At 68.5% G+C, this 23671-nt stretch carries 20 protein-coding genes; 15 read left to right on the top strand and 5 right to left on the bottom strand.

The annotated features are described in order from the left end of the window. Positions 1-165 precede the first annotated feature (165 nt). A complete protein-coding gene (locus tag LCHO_RS04970) occupies positions 166-939 on the top strand; it encodes a ferredoxin--NADP reductase (protein WP_012346030.1) in 774 nt (257 codons plus the stop codon). A gap of 161 nt (positions 940-1100) precedes the next feature. On the opposite strand, the gene LCHO_RS04965 is transcribed toward LCHO_RS04970, so the two are convergent. Both LCHO_RS04965 and LCHO_RS04960 read right to left on the bottom strand, forming a co-directional pair. Beyond that, a complete protein-coding gene (locus tag LCHO_RS04965) occupies positions 1101-1412 on the bottom strand; it encodes a c-type cytochrome (RefSeq protein ID WP_012346029.1) in 312 nt (103 codons plus the stop codon). A 193-nt stretch (positions 1413-1605) separates the two neighbouring features. Then, the gene (locus LCHO_RS04960) at positions 1606-2469 is read right to left on the bottom strand and encodes a 4-hydroxyphenyl-beta-ketoacyl-CoA hydrolase (protein WP_012346028.1); all 864 of its coding nucleotides are present in this window, start codon (positions 2467-2469) and stop codon (positions 1606-1608) included. Positions 2470-2638: 169 nt separating this feature from the next. On the opposite strand from LCHO_RS04960, the gene LCHO_RS04955 reads away from it, so the two are divergent. The 9 genes from LCHO_RS04955 to LCHO_RS04915 all read left to right on the top strand — a co-directional run bounded on the left by LCHO_RS04955 (position 2639) and on the right by LCHO_RS04915 (position 13327). Beyond that, positions 2639-3460 (top strand): crotonase/enoyl-CoA hydratase family protein, encoded by an 822-nt coding sequence (locus LCHO_RS04955; RefSeq protein WP_012346027.1) that lies wholly within the window; start codon positions 2639-2641, stop codon positions 3458-3460. Then, positions 3457-5337: a feruloyl-CoA synthase gene (locus LCHO_RS04950; protein ID WP_012346026.1), complete on the top strand. Its 1881-nt coding sequence runs from the start codon at positions 3457-3459 to the stop codon at positions 5335-5337. The genes LCHO_RS04955 and LCHO_RS04950 overlap by 4 nt, the downstream gene beginning before the upstream one ends. A gap of 11 nt (positions 5338-5348) precedes the next feature. Beyond that, positions 5349-6113: an SDR family NAD(P)-dependent oxidoreductase gene (locus LCHO_RS04945; RefSeq protein ID WP_012346025.1), complete on the top strand. Its 765-nt coding sequence runs from the start codon at positions 5349-5351 to the stop codon at positions 6111-6113. A 140-nt stretch (positions 6114-6253) separates the two neighbouring features. Next, complete coding sequence (locus LCHO_RS04940) at positions 6254-7396, top strand: ABC transporter substrate-binding protein (protein WP_012346024.1); 1143 nt, start codon at positions 6254-6256, stop codon at positions 7394-7396. Between the two features lie 4 nt (positions 7397-7400). After that, entirely contained in the window at positions 7401-8438 is a 1038-nt protein-coding gene (locus LCHO_RS04935; protein ID WP_012346023.1) for a branched-chain amino acid ABC transporter permease, read from the top strand. A 1-nt stretch (position 8439) separates the two neighbouring features. Next, positions 8440-10221, top strand: coding sequence for a branched-chain amino acid ABC transporter ATP-binding protein/permease (locus LCHO_RS04930; protein WP_012346022.1), 1782 nt, complete (start codon positions 8440-8442; stop codon positions 10219-10221). Continuing rightward, entirely contained in the window at positions 10221-10964 is a 744-nt protein-coding gene (locus LCHO_RS04925; protein ID WP_012346021.1) for an ABC transporter ATP-binding protein, read from the top strand. Before LCHO_RS04930 ends, LCHO_RS04925 begins: the two co-directional genes overlap by 1 nt. Positions 10965-11060: 96 nt before the next feature. Next, positions 11061-12854 carry an acyl-CoA dehydrogenase family protein gene (locus LCHO_RS04920; protein WP_012346020.1) on the top strand — a complete coding sequence of 598 codons (1794 nt, stop codon included), beginning with the start codon at positions 11061-11063 and terminating at the stop codon, positions 12852-12854. Between the two features lie 53 nt (positions 12855-12907). Further along, positions 12908-13327, top strand: a complete 420-nt coding sequence (locus LCHO_RS04915) for a MarR family winged helix-turn-helix transcriptional regulator (RefSeq protein WP_043703876.1) — start codon at positions 12908-12910, stop codon at positions 13325-13327. Between the two features lie 16 nt (positions 13328-13343). Here the strand turns inward: LCHO_RS04915 and orn are convergent, their stop codons facing one another. Next, positions 13344-13907: an oligoribonuclease gene (orn, locus tag LCHO_RS04910; RefSeq protein WP_012346018.1), complete on the bottom strand. Its 564-nt coding sequence runs from the start codon at positions 13905-13907 to the stop codon at positions 13344-13346. A gap of 89 nt (positions 13908-13996) precedes the next feature. Between orn and LCHO_RS04905 the strand changes: the two genes are divergently transcribed. Then, the gene (locus LCHO_RS04905; protein ID WP_043704854.1) at positions 13997-15262 is read left to right on the top strand and encodes a M48 family metallopeptidase; all 1266 of its coding nucleotides are present in this window, start codon (positions 13997-13999) and stop codon (positions 15260-15262) included. 7 nt (positions 15263-15269) lie between these two features. After that, positions 15270-16232, top strand: a complete 963-nt coding sequence (rsgA, locus tag LCHO_RS04900) for a ribosome small subunit-dependent GTPase A (RefSeq protein WP_012346016.1) — start codon at positions 15270-15272, stop codon at positions 16230-16232. Position 16233: 1 nt separating this feature from the next. On the opposite strand, the gene LCHO_RS04895 is transcribed toward rsgA, so the two are convergent. Further along, positions 16234-17133: a LysR family transcriptional regulator ArgP gene (locus tag LCHO_RS04895; protein ID WP_043704853.1), complete on the bottom strand. Its 900-nt coding sequence runs from the start codon at positions 17131-17133 to the stop codon at positions 16234-16236. A gap of 134 nt (positions 17134-17267) precedes the next feature. Next, the gene (locus tag LCHO_RS04890; RefSeq protein ID WP_012346014.1) at positions 17268-18011 is read right to left on the bottom strand and encodes a sulfurtransferase; all 744 of its coding nucleotides are present in this window, start codon (positions 18009-18011) and stop codon (positions 17268-17270) included. A 60-nt stretch (positions 18012-18071) separates the two neighbouring features. Here LCHO_RS04890 and dnaE point away from each other — a divergent pair, with 60 nt between their 5' ends. From dnaE to LCHO_RS04875, 3 genes are all read left to right on the top strand, one after another. Continuing rightward, on the top strand, positions 18072-21638 hold the full coding sequence (gene dnaE, locus LCHO_RS04885) for a DNA polymerase III subunit alpha (protein WP_012346013.1): 3567 nt from the start codon (positions 18072-18074) through the stop codon (positions 21636-21638). A 141-nt stretch (positions 21639-21779) separates the two neighbouring features. Then, positions 21780-22301, top strand: a complete 522-nt coding sequence (locus tag LCHO_RS04880; RefSeq protein ID WP_043703873.1) for a hypothetical protein — start codon at positions 21780-21782, stop codon at positions 22299-22301. Positions 22302-22367: 66 nt separating this feature from the next. Next, entirely contained in the window at positions 22368-23636 is a 1269-nt protein-coding gene (locus LCHO_RS04875) for a patatin-like phospholipase family protein (RefSeq protein ID WP_012346012.1), read from the top strand. Positions 23637-23671: the final 35 nt, after the last annotated feature.

The raw sequence follows: 23671 nt of genomic DNA, 5'->3' as shown, positions 1-23671 counted from the left end.
TGTGCAATCGTCGGCCCTGCCATGAATCTTCATGGCGGCCCGTTGCATCGATGACCCTCGACCGGTCAGGCAGGCCCGTCCTGCTCAGCCGGCTGCGGCTGCGATGGTTCCAGGGCCCCGTCGAATCCGCCAGCGCCCCGCCCGTCCCTGTCACCGCCCGCTGCGATGAAACCATTCAACGAAGAAACCGTCACGTCCGTCCACCACTGGACCGACCGGTTGTTCAGCTTCAAGACCACCCGCGATCCGGCGTTCCGGTTCTCGAACGGCCATTTCGTGATGATCGGCCTGCCGGTCAACGGCAAGCCGCTGCTGCGTGCCTACAGCGTGGCCAGCGCCAACTACGAAGAAGAGCTCGAGTTCTTCAGCATCAAGGTGCCCGACGGCCCGCTGACCTCGCGGCTGCAGCACCTGAAGGTGGGCGACAAGGTGATCGTGGGTCGCAAGCCCACCGGCACGCTGCTGATCGACTACCTCAACCCCGGCAAGAACCTCTACCTGTTCGGCACCGGCACCGGCCTGGCGCCGTTCCTGAGCATCATCCGCGACCCCGACACCTACGAGCGCTTCGAGAAGGTGATCCTGGTGCACGGCTGCCGCGAGGTGGCCGAACTGGCCTACCAGGACCTGATCAAGCGCGAGCTGCCCGAGCACGAGTTCCTCGGCGAGCTGGTCAACGGCAAGCTGCTGTACTGCCCGACCGTCACGCGCGAGCCCTTCGAGCGCCAGGGCCGCATCACCGACCTGATCAACGACGGCCGGCTCTGGAACGACTTCGGCCTGCCCGCACTCGACCCGGCGCGCGACCGCGCCATGATCTGCGGCAGCCCGGCGATGCTGCGCGACCTGAAGCACATGCTCGAGGAGCGCCATTTCACCGAAGGCAGCACCACCACCCCGGGCGACTTCGTGATCGAGCGGGCCTTTGCCGAGCAGTAGATGACAGCCCCCGGTCACGCGGGTACGCGTGACCACCCCCCGCGGGGGTGCGTGCCGGCTTGGGGCGGCCCGGCGCTCGGCACGCCAGCGTTGTCAACGAGCTTGGGAAACAAAAAACGCGGCTTCGAGGCCGCGTTTTTTCATGGGCGCGTGAAAGGCGCTTACTTCACCGCCACCAGCATGTGATCAAGCGCGGCGCCGATCTCGTCGTCGCTCAGCTTGGGGTTGCCACCCTTGGGCGGCATCGCGCCCTTGCCCTTGATCGCCGCCTGCAGCAAGGCGTCGCGGCCGGTCTTGACGCGAGGCGTCCAGGCCTCCTTGTCGCCGAACTTGGGCGCGTTGGCCAGGCCGGGCACGTGGCACATCGCGCAGTTCTGGTTGTAGACCGTCAGGCCGTCGGCGGCCTGGGCTGCACCGGTGGTCAGGCAGGCGGCGGCGAACAGGCCCATCAGGGCGGGGCGAACAAGGGTCATCGGAGGCTCCGTTGTGGGGGCGACATCGCCCCGGTGACCTGCCACAACGCAATGCACATGCCCGGCCCCGAGACACGCTCAGCGCCCTCGACAGCGCCTTGAAACCGGCTGCGGCCGCGGGTCAACCCCGAGCAGCGCACGCTCGTGCGGTCAACCCTGCTCCAGCGCGGAGCGCTGCGTGTTCAGGCCTGGCTCAGGCCAGCCGCAGCAGCCGCTTGGCGTTTTCCTTGAGGATCAGCGGCTGCACCTCGGGCTTGAAGCCGGCCTCGGTGAAGTCCTTCATCCAGCGGTCGGGCGTGATCAGCGGGTAGTCGCTGCCGAACAGGATGCGGTCGCGCAACAAGGTGTTGGCGTACTGCACCAGCTGCTGCGGGAAGTACTTCGGGCTCCAGCCCGACAGGTCGATCCAGATGTTGGGCTTGTGCATCGCCAGCGACAGCGCCTCGTCCTGCCACGGCCAGCTCGGGTGGGCGATGACGATCTGCATGTCGGGGAAGGCGATCGCCACGTCTTCGAGCAGCATCGGATTGCTGTTCTGCAGCCGCAGGCCGCCGCCGCAACGCATGCCCGAGCCGATGCCCGAGTGGCCGCTGTGGAAGATCGCCGGCAGCTTGTGCTCGTTGATCACCTCGTAGATCGGCCAGGCCATCTTGTCGGCCGGCTCGAACCCCTGCACCGTGGGGTGGAACTTGAAACCCTTGACGCCGTGGCTCTCGACCAGCCGGCGCGCCTCGCGCCCGCCCATCTTGCCTTTGTGCGGGTCGATGCTGCCGAAGGCAATCATGATGTCCGGATTGGCCATCGCGGCGTCGGCGATCTCCTCGTTGCTGATGCGCTGGCGGCCCATCTGCGACTCGGCGTCGACGGTGAAGTTGACGAAGCCGATCTTCTTCTCGCGGTAGAAGTCGATGGTCTCCTGCATCGTCGGCCGGCGGCTGGAGCGGAAGTACTTGTCGGCGGCGCGGTCGTACTCCTCGCCGTAGGCGTCGAAGGGGTTGCGGCACGACACCTCGAGGTGGGTGTGGGTGTCGATCGCGATGAGGTCGTCGGTGTTCATGATGGGGCCCTTCAAGATGATTGCATTTTGAAAGTAAATAAGCAGCCTCGATCCAGGGTTAACCCTCAATCACGACTCGTTATTACACAAATATCCGGGTTTACATGGATCGATGCGGGCCACGATTTACTTATATTTCGCAACTAAATAAGCCCAGCCGATCACGCACATGACCCAGCCCTCCAACGCCCCGTTCGCCCCCGTCACCGGCCTGCTGGCCGCGCTCGATCTGCTGCAGATCAGCTGCAACGGCAAGGTGCTGCACATCTGCATCAACCGCCCGGCCAAGCGCAACGCGCTGTCGGACACGCTGATCCAGCAACTGCACACCGCCTTCGTCAACCTGCCCGACGGCGTGGCCGCGGCGGTGATCAGCGGCGCGGGCGAGCACTTCTGCGCCGGCCTCGACCTGTCGGAGCTGGTCGAGCGCGACATCGGCTCGGGCGTCAAGCATTCGCGCATGTGGCACGCCGCCTTCGACCTGATCCAGTTCGGCCAAGTGCCGGTGGTGGCCGCGCTGCACGGCGCGGTGGTCGGCGGCGGGCTGGAGCTGGCGTCGGCCTGCCACGTGCGGGTGGCCGACGAAAGCACCTACTTCGCGCTGCCCGAAGGCCAGCGCGGCATCTTCGTGGGCGGCGGCGGCTCGGTGCGCATCCCGCGCCTGATGGGCGTGGCGCGCATGACCGACCTGATGCTGACCGGCCGCGTCTACGACGCCGCCGAGGGCGTGGCCGCGGGCCTGGCGCAGTACCTGGTGCCGCAAGGCACCTCGGTCGACCGCGCCATCGCGCTGGCCCAGCGCATCGCCACCAACGCGCCGCTGTCGAACTACGCCGTGATGCACGCGCTGCCGCGCATCGCCGACCAGTCGATGAGCGACGGCCTGTTCACCGAATCGCTGATGGCCGCGGTGGCCGAAAGCACCCCCGACGCGCAGGACCGCCTGCGCGCCTTCCTCGAAAAACGCGCCGGCAAGGTGGTGAAGTCATGAGTGAAGCGATCTACAGGCCGACCCAGGTCGGCGGTGCTCTCGAAGCCACGCTCGAAGTGCGCCCGGACGGCAGCCGCGTGCTGCGCTCGACCGAAGCCTTGCGCTGGTTTCCCGAGCGCATCACCGACGCACTGGTGCAGTGGGCCGAGCAGGCGCCCGACCGCACCTTCGTCGCCCGCCGCGAGCGTCTCGCCGACGGCAGCCGCGGCGACTGGCAGCGCGTCAGCTACCGCGAGATGCTGCAGCGCGCGCAGTCGGTCGGCCAGGCGCTGACCGATCGCGGCCTGAGCGCCGAGCGGCCGGTGGTGATCCTGTCGGACAACGACCTCGAACACATGAGCCTGGCGCTCGGTGCGATGTGGGCCGGCATCGCCTACGCGCCGATCTCGGCCGCGTACTCGCTGGTCTCGCAGGATTTCGGCAAGCTGCGCCACATCCTCGACACGCTGAAACCCGGTCTGGTGTTCGCCAGCGGGCCGGCGTATGGCCGCGCCATCGCCGCCTGCGTCGGCACCGATGTCGAGGTGGTGCTGACCGAAGGCACGCTCGACGGCCGCGCCGTCACGCCCTTCACGACCCTGCTCGAAACGACGCCCGGCGCCAGCGGTGCGGCGGCACACGATGCCGTCGGCCCCGACACCATCGCCAAGTTCCTGTTCACCTCCGGCTCGACCAAGCAGCCCAAGGGCGTGATCAACACGCACCGGATGCTCTGCGCCAACCAGCAGATGATCCGCCAGTGCCTGGCCTTCCTGGCCGAGCAGCCGCCGGTGCTGGTCGACTGGCTGCCGTGGAACCACACCTTCGGCGGCAACCACAACGTCGGCATCGCGCTCTACAACGGCGGCACGCTCTACATCGACGAGGGCAAGCCGACGCCCGCCGGCATCGCCGAAACCCTGCGCAACCTGCGCGAGATCTCGCCCACCGTCTACTTCAACGTGCCCAAGGGCTACGAGGAAATCGCCACCGCGATGGACAGCGATGCCGCCCTGCGCGAGCGCCTGTTCGAGCGCGTCAACCTGTTCATGTACGCCGGCGCCGGCCTGTCGCAGGCGATCTGGGACAAGCTCGAAGCACACGGCCAGGCCACGGTGGGCGAGCGCGTGCGCATGATCACCAGCCTGGGCATGACCGAAACCGCGCCGGCCTGCGTGTTCGCGCTCGGCACCGACGTGCGATCGGGCCAGATCGGCCTGCCGGCACCCGGCTGCGAGGTCAAGCTGGTGCCCACCGGCGACGGGCCGTGGGACAAGGTCGAGGTCCGCTTCCGCGGCCCGCACGTCATGCCCGGCTACTGGCGCGCGCCCGAGCAGACCGCCGAGGCCTTCGACGCCGAAGGTTTCTACTGCACCGGCGACGCGGTCAAGTTCGTCGACGAGGCACACCCGAACCGCGGCCTGGTGTTCGACGGTCGCATCGCCGAGGACTTCAAGCTCTCGACCGGCACCTTCGTCAGCGTCGGCCCGCTGCGTGGCCGCGTGGTCGCCGCCGGTGATCCGTGCGTGCAGGACGCCGTCGTCACCGGCCTGAACCGCGACGAACTCGGCCTGCTGCTGATCCCGCGCCTGGACGAATGCCGCCGCCTGGCCGGCCTGCCCGCCAGCACGCCCGCGCCCGAGGTGCTGCACCACCCGACGGTGCGCGCGTTCTTCCAGGCGCTGGCCGACAAGCTGTGGCGCGCCGGCACCGGCAGCGCCAACCGCGTCGCCCGCCTGCACGTGCTGGCCGAGCCGCCGTCGATCGACAAGGGCGAAATCACCGACAAGGGCTCGATCAACCAGCGCGCGGTGCTGCAACACCGCGCCGCGCTGGTCGACGCGCTCTACGAAGGCCGCGAGAGCGACCCGTTCGTGATCCTGCCCAACAAGAACTGAGGACAGACACCATGCAGATTCAGGGACAAGCCGCACTCGTGACCGGCGGCGGATCGGGGCTCGGCGCCGCGGTGGCGCGTGAACTGGCACGGCTGGGCGCCCGCGTGGCGGTGCTCGACGTCAACGAGGCCGGCGCGCAAGCCGTCGCGGCCGAGATCGGTGGCGTGGCGATGCGCTGCGACATCACCGACAGCGCCAGCGTCACCGCCGCGCTCGATGCAGCGCAAGCCGCCCACGGCCCGGCACGCATCCTGATGAACATCGCCGGCATCGGCGGGGCCAAGCGCATCGTCGGCCGCGACGGCAGCCCGGCGCCGCTCGAAGACTTCGAGCGCGTGGTGCGCGTCAACCTGATCGGCACCTACAACATGATCCGGCTCGCCGCCGCACGCATGGTCGGCCTCGAACCGCTCGCCGACGGCGAACGCGGCGTGATGGTCAACACCGCTTCGGTCGCGGCCTACGACGGCCAGGTCGGCCAGGAGGCCTACGCGGCGTCCAAGGGCGGCGTGGTCAGCCTGACGCTGCCGCTGGCGCGTGACCTGGCGCAGTGGGGCGTGCGCGTGGTCACGCTGGCGCCGGGGCTGTTCGCCACGCCGCTGATGAAGGAACTGCCCGAGGCGGTGCAGCAGTCGCTGGCGGCCTCGATCCCGTTCCCGAAGCGGCTCGGCCACCCGGAAGAATTTGCGGCGCTGGCTGCCCACGTGGTGATCAACGGCCACCTCAACGGCGAGGTGATCCGGCTCGACGGCGCACTGCGCCTGGCGCCGCGCTGATGCCCGATCACCGGCTCGTCAGCCACGGCAAGCGGCCGCGCATGTTGAGCCAACGCAACAAATTCGACCGATCGGTCGGAAATACACCAATAGCCACCCTGGCCTTTCACCGGCACATTGCCGCCACCCGAGGAGACAAGATGAAAACCGTGTTCAAACAGATCGCCGCCGCCGCGCTGCTGACCCTGAGCGGCACCGCCGCGCTGGCCGACATCACCATCGGCGTGAGCCTGCCGCTGACCGGCCCGGCCAGCGGCCTGGGCATCCCGGCCAACAACGGCGTCAAGCTCTGGCCGACCCACATCGGCGGCGAGAAGCTCAACGTCGTCGTGCTCGACGACGCAACCGACCCGACCAAGGCGGTGCAGAACGCCAAGCGCTTCGTCAGCGACGACAAGGTCGACCTGGTGGTCGGCTCGGTGGCCACGCCGGCGGCGCTGGCGATGGCCGACACGGTGGCCGAATCGGGCACGCCGCACTTCATGCTGTCGCCCGCGGTGCTGCAGGCCGGCAAGGACGGCTGGGCCTTCCGCCTGCCGCAATCCAACGCCGTGATGTCGCACGCCATGCTCAAGCACATGAGCAAGCTGGGCGTGAAGACGGTCGGCTTCCTCGGCTACACCGACGCCTACGGCGAGAGCTGGCTGAAGGACTTCCAGGCCGAAGCCACCGCGATGGGGCTGCCGATCAAGATCGTCGCCACCGAGCGCTTCGCCCGCAGCGACACCGCCGTGACCGGCCAGGCGCTCAAGCTGGTTTCGGCCAACCCGGACGCGATGCTGATCGTGGCCTCCGGCTCGGGCGCGGCGATGCCGCACAAGGCGATCGTCGAACGCGGCTTCAAGGGCAAGATCTACCAGACCCACGCCGCCGCCACCCGCGACCTGATGCGCATCGGCGGCAAGGACGTCGAAGGCGCGTTCGTGGTCTCAGGCCCGGCGGTGGTGGCCGAGCAGCTGAGCGACGCCCATCCGTCCAAGAAGATCGCGCTCGAGTTCGTGCAGAAGTACGAGAAGGCCTACGGCGCCGGCTCGCGCAACCAGTTCGCCGGCCACGCGTATGACGCCGCCGTGGTGCTGGAGAAGATCGTGCCGATGGCGCTCAAGAAGGCCAAGCCGGGCACCAAGGAATTCCGCGCCGCGCTGAAGGAAGCCACCGAGACGATGGGCCGCACGGTCGTCGCGCACGGCGTGCTGAACTACACGAAGGACAACCACTGGGGCTTCACGACCGAGACCGGCGTGATCCTGAAGGTGGTCAACGGCGACTGGAAGGTCGAATAACACCATGGACTTCTCGATCGCCAGCATCCTGGCACTCGATGGTTTCACCAACGGCGCGATCTACGCGCTGCTGGCGATGGCCACGGTGCTGCTGTTCGCCGTGACACGGGTGATCTTCATCCCGCAGGGCGAGTTCGTGGCCTTCGGCGCGCTCACGCTCGCCATGCTGCAGATGGGCCAGGTGCCCGGCACGGTCTGGCTTCTGCTGATCATGGCGGGGCTGGCTGCGGCGACCGAGCTGTTCCACGGCCTGCGCCGCCGCCTGCCGGCGGCCAAGCTGGCCGGCGCGGTGCTGGCCACGCTGGCCTATCCGGTAGCGATCTCGCTGCTGGCGGGCTGGGCGGCGCCGCAGCAGCTGCCGCTGCTGCTGCAGGCGCTGCTGACGCTGGCGATCGTCACGCCGATGGGCTCGCTGCTGTATCGGCTGGCCTATGAATCGCTGGCCGATGCCACCGTGCTGGTGCTGCTGATCGTGTCGGTGGGCGTGCACTTCGCGCTGACCGGCCTGGGTCTGCTGTTCTTCGGCGCCGAGGGTTTCCGCAACCCGAGCTTCTGGGACGAGCGTTTCGCCGCCGGCCCGCTGATGCTGAGCGGCCAGACGCTGATCATCTTCCTGGCCTCGGGCGCGCTGATCGTGATGCTGTGGCTGTTCTTCGAGCGCTCGCTGTACGGCAAGGCGCTGCGCGCCACCGCGGTGAATCGCCTGGGCGCGCGGCTGATGGGCATCAAGACCACCGGCGCGGGCCGGCTCAGCTTCACGATGGCGGCCTTCATCGGCGCGCTGTCGGGCCTGCTGATCGGACCGACCACCACGATCTTCTACGACAGCGGTTTCCTGATCGGCCTCAAAGGCTTCGTCGCCGCGGTGTTTGCCGGGCTGTCGAGCTATCCGCTGGCGATGGTCGGCGCGCTCGGGGTGGGCGTGCTCGAGTCCTTCGGCTCGTTCTGGGCCAGTTCCTTCAAGGAGGTGATCGTGTTCACCTCGATCCTGCCGGTGCTGTTGTGGCGCAGCCTGCGCGATCCGCACACCGAGGAAGAGTGAGATGTTGATGACCCGCTCGCGCCTGTTCATCGCACTGGTGGTCCTGACGGCATTGCTGCCGCAGCTGCCGGTGCCCGAGTTCTGGATCACCCAGCTCAACTACATCGGCCTGTACGCCATCGTCTCGCTCGGCCTGGTGCTGCTGACCGGCGTGTCGGGGCTGACCTCGTTCGGCCAGGCGGCGTTTGTCGGCCTGGGCGCCTACACCACCGCCTACCTCACCACGCAGTGGGCGATGTCGCCGTGGCTGACGGTGTTCATCGGTGTCGGCATCACGGTGATCACCGCGCTGGTGCTGGCCGCGATCACCCTGCGCATGTCGGGCCACTACCTGCCGCTGGCGACGATCGCCTGGGCGCTGTCGCTGTACTACTCGATGTCGAACATGGAGTTCCTCGGCAAGTACGACGGCATCCTGGGCGTGCCGGCGATGAGCCTGTTCGGCTTCAGCCTGGCCTCGGGGCGCAGCTACTTCTACCTGATCTGGATCGTCGCGCTGCTCAGCGCGGTGGCGGTGATCCGTCTGCTCGATTCGCGCAGCGGCCGCGCCATCCGTGCGCTCAAGGGCGGCGTGACGATGGCCGAGGCGATGGGCATCTCGACCTACCGCTACAAGGTGCTGGCGTTCGTGCTGGCGGCGATCCTGGCCTCCCTCTCGGGCTGGCTCTTTGCGCACCTGCAGCGCACCGTCAACCCGTCGCCGTTTGCGCTCAGCAAGGGCATCGAGTACCTGTTCATGGCGGTGCTGGGCGGCATCGGCAACGTCTGGGGCGCCTTCACCGGCGCGGCGGTGGTCAAGCTGCTCGAAGACCAGCTGCAGGTGCTGCTGCCCCGGCTGATCGGCGGCAGCGGCAACTACGAGATCATCGTCTTCGGCATCGTGCTGGTGGTGGTGCTGAAGTACGCGCCGCAAGGCCTGTGGCCCTTCATCGAGCGGCTCGGCGCACGCTGGCTGCCGTCGAGCCAACGCGTGCGCGACTGGGATGGCGCCGCCCCGCTGCCCGAGCGCGACAAGCCCCAACCTGGCGAGCTGCTGCTCGACGTGCAGGCGGTGCGCAAGCAGTTCGGCGGGCTGGTGGCGGTCAACGACGTCAGCTTCTCGATCCGGGCCGGCGAGATCATGGGCCTGATCGGGCCCAACGGCGCCGGCAAGTCGACCACCTTCAACCTGATCACCGGCGTGCTGGGGCTGACCCGCGGCGAGGTGCTGTTCCGCGGCCAGAAGGTCGGCGGGCACAGCTCGCGCGAGATCGCCCGGCGCGGCATGTCGCGCACCTTCCAGCACGTCAAGATGCTGCCCGACATGACGGTGCTGGAGAACGTCGCGCTCGGCGGCTACCTGCGCAGCAAGAAGGGCGTGCTGGCGGCGATGCTGCGGCTCGACCGCGACGAAGAACGCGGCCTGTTCGCCGAGGCCGAACGCCAGCTGCAGCGCATCGGCATGGGCGCGCAGATGCACGAGCTGGCCGGCAACCTGGCACTGGGCCCGGCGCGGCTGATGGAGATCGCCCGCGCGCTGTGCACCGACCCGGCGCTGCTGCTGCTGGACGAGCCCGCCGCCGGCCTGCGCCACAAGGAAAAGCAGGCGCTGGCCGAGGTGCTCAAGCAGCTCAAGGCCGAAGGCATGAGCATCCTGCTGGTCGAACACGACATGGACTTCGTGATGAACCTGACCGACCGCATCGTGGTGATGGAGTTCGGCACCAAGCTGGTCGAAGGCACGCCGCTGGAGGTTCAAGAGAGCCCGCAAGTGCGCGCCGCTTACCTCGGGACGGAACACTGATGAACACGCCACAAGATCTGCTGTCCGTCAAAGACCTGCACGCCGGCTACGGCCGCGCCGAGGTGCTGTCGGGCCTGAATCTGCGCCTCGCCAAAGGCCAGGTCGTCACCGTGATCGGCCCCAATGGCGCCGGCAAGTCGACCACGCTGAACGCGCTGATGGGCGTGCTGCCGGCACGCGGCCAGCTGATGTTCGACGGCCAGAGCCTCGCCAACACCACGCTCGAAGAGCGCGTGATGATGGGCCTGGCGCTGGTGCCCGAAAAGCGCGAGCTGTTCTCGAGCATGACGGTCGAGGACAACCTGGTGCTCGGCGGCTTCCGCCAGATGCGGCTGCGCAACGCCCAGTGGCGCGACACGCTCGACGAGGTCTACACGCTGTTCCCGCGCATGAAGGAGCGCCGCCTGCAACTGTCGGGCACGCTGTCGGGCGGCGAGCGGCAGATGCTGGCGGTCGGCCGCGCGCTGATGAGCCGGCCCAAGCTGCTGATGCTCGACGAACCCAGCCTGGGGCTGGCGCCGCTGATCGTGCGCGAGATCTTCCGCATCATCTCCACGCTGCGCTCGACCGGCGTCAGCATCCTGCTGATCGAGCAGAACGCCCGCGCCGCGCTCGAGGTGGCCGATTACGGCTACGTGCTCGAAACCGGCTCGATCGCGCTCGAAGGGCCGGCCAGCGAGCTGGCGGTCGACGCGCGGGTGATCGAAACCTACCTCGGCGCGCAGAAAAAAGCCGCGGCCTGAGCGCCGCGTTCCATCACGTTCCATCACGCCGGACGGCGTGCGGACACGGGTCGGCACGGGCCGCCGCATGCAGACCCCGTCACCCGGAAGTTCACCATGACGACCTACACCCCCCCGCTCGAAGACTGGCGTTTCGTGATCGAACAGGTGCTTGATGCACCAGCCTCGTGGCGCGCGCAGCCGGCGTTTGCCGATCTGGATGCCGAGACCGCGGCCGAGGTGCTGGCACAAGGCGGGCGCTTCGCCGCCGAGGTGATCGCGCCGCTGAACGGCCCGGGCGATCGGCAAGGTTGCCGCTGGAGCCCCGACGACGGCGGCACGGTGCGCACGCCCGACGGTTATCCGGCCGCCTGGCAAGCGTTTGTCGACGGCGGCTGGCCGGCGCTGGCGTGTGACCCGGCGGTCGGCGGCCAGGGCCTGCCGCAGCTGCTGAATGCGGCGCTGTTCGAGATGCTCATCGCCGCCAACCACGCCTGGACGATGTACCCCGGCCTGCTGCACGGCGCCTACGAGGCGATCAAGGCGACCGCGACACCCGAGCTGCGCGAGCGTTATCTGTCGAAAGTGGTCAGCGGCGAGTGGCTGGCGACGATGAACCTGACCGAGCCGCAGGCCGGCAGCGACCTGGGCCTGATCCGCAGCAAGGCCGAGCCGCTCGACGGCACGCTGACCAGCGGCTCGCGCGTGGCGGTGAGCGGCAACAAGATCTTCATCTCCGGCGGCGATCAGGACATGACCGCCAACATCGTGCACCTGGTGCTGGCCCGCCTGCCCGATGCACCGGCCGGCACCAAGGGCCTGAGCCTGATCCTGGTACCCAAGTTCCTGCCCGACGGCACGCGCAACGCGGCCTGGTGCGACGGCATCGAACACAAGATGGGCATCCACGGCAGCTCGACCAGCCAGATGCGCTTCGAGCGCGCCACCGGCTGGCTGCTCGGCGAGCCGGGCACGGGGCTCGCGGCGATGTTCCTGATGATGAATTCGGCCCGGCTGCACGTGGCGATGCAGGGGCTGGCGCACCTCGAAGGCGCGACGCAGAAGGCGCTGGCCTACGCGCAGGAACGCGTGCAGTTGCGCGCACCCGGCCGGCCGGCCGATGCCATGCCATCCGGTGGAGCGAGCGGCGGGCCGGACCCGATCGTCTGGCACCCGGCCATGCGCCGCATCCTGCTGACGCTGCAGGCGCAGACCGAAGGCGCGCGCGTGCTGGCCGGCTGGATCGGCCTGCTGCTCGATGAATCCGAACAGCACCCCGAGCCCGCGCAGCGCGCGCGCGCCGCCGATCTGGTGGCGCTGCTGACGCCGGTCGCCAAGGCGTTTCTGACCGATCTCGGCCACCGCGGCGCCGACGATGCGCTGGGCGTGTTCGGCGGTTACGGCTACGTGCACGAATACGGCATCGAGCAGCAGGTGCGCGACAGCCGCATCGCGATGATCTACGAGGGCACGAATCAGATCCAGGCGATCGACCTGGTGATGCGCAAGTGGCTCGACACGCCGCGGCGCATCGAGGCGCTGCTCGACGAGATGGAAGCCGAGGCAGCCGCCTGCGAGGCGCGCGCGGATCTGGCGATCGAGGCCGCCGCCTTGCGCGAGCAGATCGCCGCGATCCGCCTGGCCGGCATCGACCTGCACGCCGCCCGCGCCCACGACGCGCAGGCCGTGCTGGCGGTCGCCGACGACGCGCTGCACGGCCTCGGCCACGCGCTGCTGGCCTGGGCCTGGGCGCGCATGGCGCGCTGCGCCGAGCGCCACCCCGACCCACGCGCGGCGCAGCGCAAGCGCGAGCTGTCGCGCTTTGGCCTCACCTGGCTGATGGACGATCAAGCCGGACGCTGGATGCGGCTGCGCCAGTGGCAGCGGCCGCTGCCCTGGGTGTTAGCCTGACGGGCATGTCGAAAAAGAATTCATCCTCCCGCCACGGACTGGACGAGGGCGTCTTGGGCGAGATCGTCGGTTACCAGGTGGTGCGCGCGCAGATCACCACCCACGCCCTGTTCATGCGGCACGTCGGCGATCCGCTCGACCTGCGGCCGGTCGAATATTCGCTGCTGCTGCTGCTGCAGGCCAACGAGCAGGTCACGCCCAAGCAGCTGGCGCAGACGCTGGTACTGACCGCGCCCAAGCTCACCATCCTGCTCGACCGCCTGCAGGAGCGCGGCCTGATCAACCGCGTGCGCAGCGACACCGACGGCCGCTCGCAGCACGTGCTGCTGACCGACGCCGGTGCCGAGCTGGCCCGGCAGGGCAGCGACACCGCGCGGCTGATCGAGATGAGCCTCGACGACGTGCTCAGCCCCGCCGAGCGCGCGATGCTGATGGAGCTGCTGAAGAAGGTGGCCGCCTCGCACCGCGGCTGAGGCCAGCCCTCGGGATTCAGACCGTCAGCAGATGCTGGCGGTAGTACAGCAGCTCGTCGATCGACTCGTGGATGTCGGCCAGCGCGGTGTGCTTCTGGTGCTTCTTGAAGCCGTCCATGATCTCCGGCTTCCAGCGCCGCGCCAGCTCCTTGAGCGTCGACACGTCGAGGTTGCGGTAGTGGAAGAACTCTTCCAGCCGGGGCATGTAGTTGGCCATGAAGCGGCGGTCCTGGCAGATGCTGTTGCCGCACATCGGCGAGGTCTTCTTGCTGACGTACTGCTTCAGGAACTCGATCATCTGATCCTGCGCCTGATCCTCGCCGATGGTCGAGGCCTTGACGCGCTCGGTCAGGCCGCTCTTGCCGTGGGTGCCACGGTTCCAGGCGTCCATGCGGTCGAGCACCTCGTCGCTCTGGTGCACCGCGATCACCGGGCCTTCGACGCGCACGGTCAGCTGGGCGTCGGTGACGACCACCGCGATCTCGATCACCCGATCGGTCATCGGGTCGAGACCGGTCATCTCCATGTCGATCCAGATCAGGTTCAGGTCATTGCGGGGCAGTTGCACGGGCTCGGTCATCGGTTCCTCCAGGGCGGGGCGCGATTCTCCCATGGGCTCTTGCGGGCACCCGGCCCGCCCGGGCCGTGACCATGGGCGAGAATGATTCGATGAGTTCTGCATTCCTGACGATCCTCTTTGCCGTCGCCCTGGTGCTGATGCTGGGTCTGCGCCTTTGGCTGATCAGCCGCCAGATCCGCCACGTGGCGCAGCATCGCGGCGCGGTGCCGCCGGCGTTCGTCGGCGTGGTGAGCCTGTCATCGCACCAGAAGGCCGCCGACTACACCATCGCGCGCCAGCGTTTCGAGCTGCTGACCACCGCCTGGAGCGCCGCGGCGCTGGTCGGCTGGACGCTGCTGGGCGGGCTCGACACCCTCAACGCCTGGATGCTCGACACGGTCCGGCCGGCCTGGGGCGACATGGCCTATCAGCTCGGCCTGCTGCTGGGCGTCACGCTGATCGGCGCGGCGCTCGACCTGCCGTTCGACCTGTGGCGCACCTTCCGCATCGAGCAGCGCTTCGGCTTCAACCGCATGACGCCCGGCCTGTGGCTGCGCGACCTGCTGGTCAGCGGCACGGTGGGCCTGGTCATCACGCTGCCGCTGGTGGCGGCGCTGCTGTGGCTGATGGCCAGCGCCGGCAGCCTCTGGTGGCTGTGGGCGTTTGCGCTGCTGGCGGCCTTCACGCTGCTGATGCAGGTGCTCTACCCGACGGTGATCGCGCCACTGTTCAACAAGTTCGAGCCGCTCGCCGACACCGCGATGGTGCAGCGCGTGCAGGCGCTGATGCAGCGCTGCGGCTTCAAGGCCCAGGGCCTGTACGTGATGGACGGCAGCAAGCGCTCGGCGCACGCCAACGCCTACTTCACCGGCTTCGGCGCGAGCAAGCGGGTGGTGTTCTTCGACACCCTGCTCAAGCGCCTGTCGCCCGAGGAGATCGAGGCGGTGCTGGCGCACGAGCTCGGCCACTTCCACCACCGCCACGTGCCCAAGCGCATCGCCACCGTGATGGCGGTGTGGCTGTTCAGCCTGGCGCTGCTGGGCTGGCTGATGGGCCAGCCGGCGTTCTACGTCGGCCTGGGCGTGACACCCGACATCCTGGCGCCCAACCACGGCCTGGCGCTGGTGCTGCTGATGATGGTCGGCCCGGTGTTCAGCTTCTTCGTCACGCCGCTGACGGCGGCGCTGTCGCGCCGCCACGAGTTCGAGGCCGACGCCTACGCCTGCGCCCAGACCCGCGCGCAAGACCTGTCGGGCGCGCTGCTCAAGCTCTACGAAGACAACGCCAGCACGCTCACGCCCGATCCGATCTACGTGCGCGTGCACTACTCGCACCCGCCGGCCAGCGAGCGGCTCGCCGCCCTGCCCGGCCACTGACGCCTCGATGACCCAACACGCAGAACTCGACATCGGCCTGATCGTGGCCGGACATGGGCGCCACTACGTGGTGATGACGCCCGAAGGCCGCGAGGTGATCTGCCAGCCGCGCGGCAAGAAAAGCCAGGTGGTGGTGGGCGATCGGGTGCGCTGGCAGGTGACCGACAGCCGCGGCGACGCCGGCGTGATCGAGGCCATGGAGCCGCGCCGCAACCTGCTCTACCGCCAGGACGAGTGGAAGACCAAGTCGTTTGCCGCCAACCTGGATCGCCTGCTGGTGCTGGTCGCCGCCGAGCCGGTGTTCAGCGAAAGCCAGCTCAGCCGCGCCCTGATCGCCGCCGAGGAGGCGCGCATCGAGGTCCTGATCCTGCTCAACAAGGTCGACCTGGAGCCGGCGGCCAGCCTGGCGCGCGAGCGCCTGGCGCCGTACCGGGCGATGGGTTACGAGGTGCTCGAGGTGGCGCTGAAGGCGCGCAGCGAGGCCGGTCTGAAGAGCGCGGACGCCGACCCGCTGCGCAGCCACCGCGATGCGGCGCTGGCGATGCTGACGCCGCGTCTGGCCAAAGGTTCGACGCTGGTGCTGGGGCCGTCGGGCACCGGCAAGAGCACGCTCGTCAACCTGCTGGTGCCGCAGGCCCAGGCGGCCACCGCCGAGATCTCGACCGCGCTCAACTCCGGACGTCACACCACCACGCACACGCGCTGGTACTGGCTCGACGGCGGGCGCGAGGGCGCGCTGATCGACTCGCCGGGATTCCAGGAGTTCGGCATCCAGCACATCCAGCGGCCGGATCTGGCGCACTGGATGCCCGACCTGCGTGCCCACCTCGGCCACTGCCGTTTCGCCAACTGCAGCCACACCCACGAGCCCGACTGCGGCGTGCTGGCCGCGCTCGAGCGCGGCGAGATCGCCGCCAACCGCTACCGGATCTACCAGGAACTCGGCGCCGAGCTCGACCGCCGCGGCTGACTCACTGCAGCAAGGCGCCCTCGGCCGCGCGCAGCATGCAGCTGCGCAGCGTGTGCACGGTTTCGGAGTCGAGCCGCCAGCTCTGCCAGAACAGCGGCACGTCCAGGCTGTGGCCGGGGCTCAGGTCGACCAGCCGGCCGCTGGCCAGATCGTCGGCCACCAGCGGCAGCGGGTGCAGGCCCCAGCCCAGGCCGGCGCGGGCGGCGTCGAGAAACGCATGCGTCGACGGCAGCCACCAGACCGGCGGGTGCGGATCGGCATCCCCCAGCAGCTCGTTCAGGAACCGGTGCTGGAGCTGATCCTTCTGATTGAAGACCAGCATCGGCGCCTCGCTGAATGCGGCCTGCAGATCGCGCGCTTCGAAATAGCGTTTCGCGAACTCGGGGCTGGCGGCGGCGCAGTAGCGCATCGAGCCGAGCGGGTCGACCCTGCAGCCGGCCACCGGCTCCGACGCCGCCGTCACCGCGGCGAACACCGTGCCCGAGCGCAGCCACTCGCGGGTGTGGTCCTGATCGTCGACGTGCAGCGCCACCGTGTCGCCGCTGCGGGCATGGAAATCGGCCAGCGCCGGGATCACCCAGGTCGCCAGGCTGTCGGCGTTGACCGCCACCCGGATGCTGCGACCACGCCGCGAGGCGGCATCACCGAGCGGCTGCAGATCGCGCGCCAGATCGGCCTCGAGCACCTCGATCTGCAAAAAATGCAAATAGAGCCGCGCGCCTTCTTCGGTGGCGGTGACGGGCGAGGTGCGCACCAGCAGCACGCAGCCCAGGCGCTCTTCGAGCGCGCGGATGCGCTGCGACACCGCCGACGGCGTGACATGCATCTGCCGGGCGGCGCGTTCGAAGCTGCCTTCCCGCAGGACCGCGGCCAGTGCGCGCAAGGCTTGGAGGTCCAACATCATTTAGTTCCTCTAATCTTTTTGCAGATGGTTTAGCTGCACTTCATTTTATGCCCGCAGTCGGATGGCGTGCCGATCGCGGTCGGCGCCGGCGGTCTGTTGCGGCGCCGAGCCGCAAGCTCCGGTTCAGGCGCTCAGGTGCGTGTCGGCACCAGCTGCGCGCCCAGCGCCTCGCGCTCGTCGAACACGAAACAGCTGCCGCGCCAGCCCGGCGCGCCGTCGGTCAGCTCGAAATACTTGAGGATGCCGCCTTCGAGCTGGTAGACGTTGTCGAGCCCCTGCGCCTGCAGGTAGATGCCGGCCTTCTCGCAGCGGATGCCGCCGGTGCAGAAGCTCACCACCGTCTTGCCTTCGAGCTGCGCGCGGTGCGCCTGCACGGCGGCCGGAAACTCGCTGAACTTGCCGATGCGCCAGTCGATCGCGCCCTCGAAGGTGCCGTGGTCGACCTCGAAGGCGTTGCGGGTGTCGAGCGTCACGACCGGCCGGCCGGCGTCGTCGTGGCCCTGCGCCAGCCAGCGCGCCAGCACCTGCGGCGCCACGCTGGGTGCGCGGCCGGCTTCGGGGCGGATCGCCGGCTCGTTCATGCGGATGATCTCGCGCTTGAGCTTGACGTTCATGCGCTTGAACGGCACCGCCTCGCTCCAGCTTTCCTTGGGCGCCAGATCGGCCAAGCGCGGATCGAAACGCAGGTAGTCGATGAAGGCCCGCGCGCCGGCCTCGGGCCCGGCGACGAAGAGGTTGATGCCCTCCTCGGCCAGCAGCACGGTGCCCTTGAGGCGGCAGGCGTTGGCCTGGCCCTGGATCTGCGCACGCAGCGTGGCGGCGTCGGCCAGGGTGACGAACTTGTAGGACGAGAGGTTGAGGATGGGCGGTTTCACGCCGGCGATTGTAAAAAGACCTGCGTCAAAGCCCGAAAACGCCCTCCCTACAATCTGGCGATGAGTTTTGTCCACCTGCGCACCCACACCGAATACTCCGTCGTCGACGGCACCTTGCGGATCGACGAGATCGTCAAGACCGCGGCCAAGGATGGCCAGCCGGCGCTGGCGATCACCGACCTGGCCAACCTGTTCGGCGCGATCAAGTTCTACAAGGAAGCGAACAAGCGGGGCGTCAAGCCGATCATCGGCGCCGACATCTGGCTCGAACCCGAAGGCATCGGCGCCGCCGGCGAGGTGCGCCCCGCCACACGGCTGCTGCTGCTGGTGCAGAACGAGCCCGGTTATCTGAACCTGTGCGAGATCCTGTCGCGCGCCTGGGTGCAGAACGTGCAGCGCAACCAGGCGTGGGTGAAGTGGGAGTGGCTGGACGAACTCAACGGCGGCCTGATCGCGCTGTCGGGCGGGCTGATGGGCTGCGTCGGCCAGTCGCTGGCGCAGGGCGACACGGTGCGAGCGGCCGAGCTGGCGCGCAAGCTGGCGGCGATCTTCCCGCGCCGTTTCTATCTGGAGGTGCAGCGCGCCGGCCTGCCCGGCCACGATGCGCTGGTGCTCGCCACCGTGCCGCTGGCCGCGCAGCTGCAGCTGCCGGTGGTGGCCACGCACCCGATCCAGTATCTGGCGCCCGATGATTTCGACGCCCACGAGGCGCGCGTGTGCGTGGCCGAGGGCGAGACCATCGCCAACCCGAAGCGCCCGCGGCGCTTTGGCCGCGACCAGCATTTCAAGACCCAGGCCGAGATGGAGGCGCTGTTTGCCGACGTGCCCACCGCGCTGGCCAACACGCTGGAGATCGCCCGCCGCTGCAGCCTGCGGCTGGTGCTGGGCAAGCCGCAGCTGCCGAACTTTCCGACGCCGACGCTGGCCGACGGCTCGTCGATGCCGATGGAGGACTACTTCCGCCAGCTGTCGTACGAGGGGCTGGAGGAGCGGCTGGCGCTGCTGTATCCGAAACCGGAAAAACGCGACGCCGAGCGGGCGCGCTATCTGGAGCGGCTCGAATTCGAGCTGACCACCATCCTGAAGATGGGCTTTCCGGGCTACTTCCTGATCGTGTCGGACTTCATCCGCTGGGCCAAGGCCAACGGCTGCCCGGTCGGGCCGGGCCGGGGTTCGGGCGCGGGCTCGCTGGTGGCCTACGTGCTGTCGATCACCGACCTCGACCCGCTGCACTACAACCTGCTGTTCGAGCGTTTCCTGAACCCCGAGCGGGTGTCGATGCCCGACTTCGACATCGACTTCTGCCAGGGCAACCGCGACCGCGTGATCGACTACGTGAAAGATCGTTACGGCCGCCCGGCCGTGAGCCAGATCGCCACCTTCGGCACGATGGCGGCCAAGGCGGCGCTGCGCGACATCGGCCGCGTGCTGGGCATGGGCTACGGCCACGTCGACTCGATCGCCAAGCTGATCCCCGCGCCGCCGGGCAAGAGCGTGACGCTGGCGCGTGTGCCCGAGAAGGCCGAGGACCGCGACGGCGGCGTGATCTACGCCCGCCTCGAAGCACCCGAACTGGAAGAGCGCGAGAAGAACGAAGAAGAAGTCGCCGAGCTGCTGAGCCTGGCGATGCGCGTCGAGGGCATGGTGCGCAACATCGGCATGCACGCCGGCGGCGTGCTGATCGCGCCGGGCAAGATCACCGACTTCTGCCCGCTCTACCAGCAGCCCGGCAGCGATTCGGCGGTCAGCCAGTACGACAAGGACGACGTCGAGGCGATCGGCCTGGTCAAGTTCGACTTCCTGGGCCTGGCGACGCTGACGATCCTGGAGCTGGCCAAGGAATTCATCGTCGCGCGCCACGAGAACCGCAAGGATTTCGCCTTCGAGACCATCCCGCTCGACGACGCGGCGGTCTACAAGCTGTTTTCGGATGGGCTGACCGAGGCGGTGTTCCAGTTCGAATCGGGCGGCATGCAGCGCATGCTGAAGGACGCAAAGCCGAGCCGGCTGGAAGACCTGATCGCCTTGAACGCGCTCTATCGCCCCGGCCCGATGGACCTGATCCCGAGCTTCGTCGCGCGCAAGCACGGCAAGGAGCCGGTGGAGTATCCGCACCCGATGGTCGAATGGGTGCTGTCGGAGACCTACGGGATCATGGTCTACCAGGAGCAGGTGATGCAGACCGCCCAGGTGCTGGGCGGCTACAGCCTGGGCGGCGCCGACATGCTGCGCCGGGCGATGGGCAAGAAGAAGGCCGAGGAGATGGCCGAGCACCGCGCCATCTTCCGCAAGGGTGCGGCGGGCAACAACATCAGCCAGGACAAGGCCGACGAGATCTTCGACCTGATGGAGAAGTTCGCGGGCTACGGCTTCAACAAGTCGCACGCCGCCGCCTACTCGCTGCTGGCGTATCACACGGCCTGGATCAAGGTGCACCACACGGCCGAGTTCTTCGCGGCCAACATGACGATCGAGCTCGACGACACCGACAAGCTGCGGGTGCTGCGTCAGGATGCGCTGAAGTTCGGCGTGCAGTTCGAGTCGCCGGATGTCAACGTGGGCGTCTACCGCTTCGAGCCCGCACCGGGCAAGGCCGGCAACAAGCTGATCCGCTACGGGCTGGGCGCGATCAAGGGCACCGGCCAGGGCGCGATCGAGGCCATCATCGCCGCGCGCAACGAGGGCGGGCCGTTCCGCTCGATCTTCGATTTTTGTGCCCGGGTCGACCGCAAGAGCATCAACAAGCGCGTGATCGAGGCGCTGGTCAAGGCCGGCGCCTTCGACAAGCTGCACCCCAAGGGCCTCGACGGCCGCGCCGAGCTGCTGGCCAGCGTCGGCCTGGCGCTCGAATACGCCGGCACCCAGGCCGCCCACGCCGATCAGAGCGGGCTGTTCGACTTCGGTGGCGGCGACGACCACGGCAGCTCGACCCGCGAGCCCGACTACGTGGCCGCCGAGACCTGGGACGTCAAGCAGCGGCTGTCGCACGAGAAGATCGCGATCGGCTATTTCCTGTCCGGCCACCTGTTCGACCAGGTGGCGGCCGAGGTGCGCCAGTTCGCCAAGCGCCGCATCGAGGACCTGTCCGACAGCCGCGATCCGCAGACGCTGGCGGGCATCGTCACCGACCTGCGCATCGTCAACGGCCACCGCGGCAAGGTGGCGATCTTCAAGCTCGACGACAAGACCGCCGCGATCGAGGCGGTGGTGGCCGAGGAACTGCTCAACGCCAACGCCGCGCTGCTCAAGGATGACGAGCTGCTGATCCTGCAAGGCAAGGCGCAGCCCGACCGTTTCAGCGGCGGCGTGCGTTTCAACGTGATCCAGATCCTCGACCTGCCCACCGCCCGCTGCCGCCACGGCCGCTACCTGCGCGTGCCGGCCACCGACAACCTGCCGCCGGTGGATCAGGTGCTGCGCGACTTTCCGGCCAGGAGCATCAGCACCGAACACGGCGAGCTGGTGCAGGGCGTGCCGATCCGGCTGGTGGTCGAGCGGGAATCCGCCTGCGGCGAGGTCGATCTCGGCGAAGCCGCGCGCTTCTATCCCAGCGACGAGGCGCTCAAGCTCTGGCAGGTGGGCAGCCAGGGCAAGGCCCGGCTGGTCTACAGCGAAGAACAGGCCTGAAGCCCGAAATGCAAAAAGACGCATGCAGCGGCCCGAGGCCTGGCGTCAAGGGCAGATACACGCTGATACCCCTACACGTCATCCCGCCCTGACACTGCACCGTTGTCAGTGCGAGGCCGATCGGGCCTTTGGAGTCAAACGATGAAACGATGGATCAGGTCCGCTCTCGCGGTGGTGATGTTCAGTGCCGCAGCGGCCAGTAAGGCCGGCCCGGATGTGGGAGTCTCGATCGAGATCAGCCAACCCGGCGTGTTCGGTCGAGTCGACATCGGTCGTTTCCCCCAACCCCAGGTGGTGGTGCAGCAACCGGTGATCGTGATGCCGCCACCGCGCACGGTGGTGGTTCGGCAGGATCCGGTCTACCTGTGGGTGCCCTACGAGCATCGGCGCAACTGGCGTCGCCACTGTTCGCGTTACGACGCCTGCGGCGTGCCGGTCTACTTCGTCCAGCACACGTGGTACGACAAGCACGTGCGACATGGCCGTGACCACGGCCGCGACGACCGGCGAGACAACCGCCGTGACGATTGGCGAGATGACCGCCGGGATGACCGACGTGACGATCGCCGCGATGACCGACGTGACGGCCGTGACGACTGGCGCGAGCGTGGTCACGGCAATGACAATGGCCGCGGCCACGGCCACGGACGCGGCCACGACTGAAAACCGCCGCTTCGGCGCCGATCCAAGGCCATGGTTCAAGCAGGGTGAGATGGCTAGACTGCACGCATGAGTGCAGCCCTGCCACCTCGCACCATCGATTCGGATGCACCCGCTGCCGCAAGCGGCACGGTCGGGCTGCTGCTGACAGGCGGCGGCGCACGGGCGGCCTATCAGGTCGGTGTCCTGAAGTCGATTGCCCGCATCGCCCGCGACTGCGGCGCAGCCGACGTCAATCCGTTTCAGGTCATCACCGGCACCTCGGCAGGCGCGATCAACGCCGCTGCGCTGGCCTGCCAAGCCGACCATTTCCAGGGGGCCGTGCTGGAAATCGCCGACGTCTGGCGGCACATGCATGCGGCGCAGGTCTACCGGGCCGATTCGCTGTCGATGATCCGCACCGGCGCGCCGTGGCTGACGATGATGTCGATCGGCTGGGCCGTCAACCGCTGGCGGCGCATCAAGCCGAAATCCCTGCTCGACAACAGTCCGCTGCAGGCGCTGCTGCACCGGCTGGTGCAGTTCGAGCGCCTGCCGATGCTGATGGCGCAAGGCCATCTGCGGGCGCTGGCCGTCACGGCATCGAGCTACAGCAGCGGCCAGCACGTCACCTTCTACGAATGCGAGGACGACCTGCCACCCTGGACCCGCTCGCAGCGCATCGCCGTGCGCGCCACGCTCAGCACCCAGCACCTGCTGGCGTCGGCGGCGATTCCGTTCGTCTTCCCGGCCGTCAACCTGCCGCTGGTCGACGACACCGAGTGGTTCGGCGACGGCTCGATGCGACAGGCTGCGCCGATCTCGCCGGCCGTGCACCTGGGGGCCGAGCGGGTGCTGATCATCGGCGCGGGCCGCATGCACGAACCGCCCGGGCGCCGCACCGAGAGCAACGGCTACCCGAGCGTGGCGCAGATTGCCGGCCATGCACTGTCGAACATCTTCCTGGACGCGCTGGCGGTCGACATCGAACGGCTGCAGCGCATCAACGCCACGCTGCGACTGCTGTCGCCCGAAGCGCGGGCACGCACACCGCTGCGGCCGATCGAGGCGCTGGTGATCTCGCCCAGCCAGCGCCTCGACGACCTGGCCGCCCAGCACATCGACGCCTTGCCGGTGGCCGTGCGCACGCTCTTGCGTGCGGTGGGCGTCAGCGGCCAGGGCGTCATGGCACGCGGCGGTGCCCTGGCCAGCTATCTGCTGTTCGAATCGGACTACACGAAGGCCCTGATGGCGCTGGGCGTGGCCGACACCCAGGCCCGCCGTCAGGACGTGATCGACTTCTTCGGCTGGCGCAGCGCACTCGGCCAGAACACTGCACGCCAGCTGGCGTCGGCCTGAGCGCCGCCCGCCTGGCCGTCTGGCCGCAGTGCCGG

Source organism: Leptothrix cholodnii SP-6, from assembly GCF_000019785.1.
GTDB lineage: Bacteria > Pseudomonadota > Gammaproteobacteria > Burkholderiales > Burkholderiaceae_C > Sphaerotilus > Sphaerotilus cholodnii.
Note: the sequence above shows the minus strand (reverse complement) of the source record. Positions and strands in the feature narration are given on the sequence as shown.

Excerpts from the sequence above, each read along its gene's own strand:
- LCHO_RS04965 (WP_012346029.1), bottom strand. The coding sequence starts at position 1,412 with ATGACCCTTGTTCGCCCCGCCCTGATGGGCCTGTTCGCCGCCGCCTGC.
- LCHO_RS04960 (WP_012346028.1), bottom strand. The coding sequence starts at position 2,469 with ATGAACACCGACGACCTCATCGCGATCGACACCCACACCCACCTCGAG.
- LCHO_RS04945 (WP_012346025.1), top strand. The coding sequence starts at position 5,349 with ATGCAGATTCAGGGACAAGCCGCACTCGTGACCGGCGGCGGATCGGGG.
- LCHO_RS04940 (WP_012346024.1), top strand. The coding sequence starts at position 6,254 with ATGAAAACCGTGTTCAAACAGATCGCCGCCGCCGCGCTGCTGACCCTG.
- LCHO_RS04925 (WP_012346021.1), top strand. The coding sequence starts at position 10,221 with ATGAACACGCCACAAGATCTGCTGTCCGTCAAAGACCTGCACGCCGGC.
- orn (WP_012346018.1), bottom strand. The coding sequence starts at position 13,907 with ATGACCGAGCCCGTGCAACTGCCCCGCAATGACCTGAACCTGATCTGG.
- LCHO_RS04970 (WP_012346030.1), top strand. The coding sequence starts at position 166 with ATGAAACCATTCAACGAAGAAACCGTCACGTCCGTCCACCACTGGACC.
- LCHO_RS04950 (WP_012346026.1), top strand. The coding sequence starts at position 3,457 with ATGAGTGAAGCGATCTACAGGCCGACCCAGGTCGGCGGTGCTCTCGAA.
- dnaE (WP_012346013.1), top strand. The coding sequence starts at position 18,072 with ATGAGTTTTGTCCACCTGCGCACCCACACCGAATACTCCGTCGTCGAC.
- LCHO_RS04955 (WP_012346027.1), top strand. The coding sequence starts at position 2,639 with ATGACCCAGCCCTCCAACGCCCCGTTCGCCCCCGTCACCGGCCTGCTG.
- rsgA (WP_012346016.1), top strand. The coding sequence starts at position 15,270 with ATGACCCAACACGCAGAACTCGACATCGGCCTGATCGTGGCCGGACAT.
- LCHO_RS04930 (WP_012346022.1), top strand. The coding sequence starts at position 8,440 with ATGTTGATGACCCGCTCGCGCCTGTTCATCGCACTGGTGGTCCTGACG.
- LCHO_RS04935 (WP_012346023.1), top strand. The coding sequence starts at position 7,401 with ATGGACTTCTCGATCGCCAGCATCCTGGCACTCGATGGTTTCACCAAC.
- LCHO_RS04895 (WP_043704853.1), bottom strand. The coding sequence starts at position 17,133 with ATGTTGGACCTCCAAGCCTTGCGCGCACTGGCCGCGGTCCTGCGGGAA.
- LCHO_RS04875 (WP_012346012.1), top strand. The coding sequence starts at position 22,368 with ATGAGTGCAGCCCTGCCACCTCGCACCATCGATTCGGATGCACCCGCT.
- LCHO_RS04905 (WP_043704854.1), top strand. The coding sequence starts at position 13,997 with ATGAGTTCTGCATTCCTGACGATCCTCTTTGCCGTCGCCCTGGTGCTG.
- LCHO_RS04920 (WP_012346020.1), top strand. The coding sequence starts at position 11,061 with ATGACGACCTACACCCCCCCGCTCGAAGACTGGCGTTTCGTGATCGAA.
- LCHO_RS04880 (WP_043703873.1), top strand. The coding sequence starts at position 21,780 with ATGAAACGATGGATCAGGTCCGCTCTCGCGGTGGTGATGTTCAGTGCC.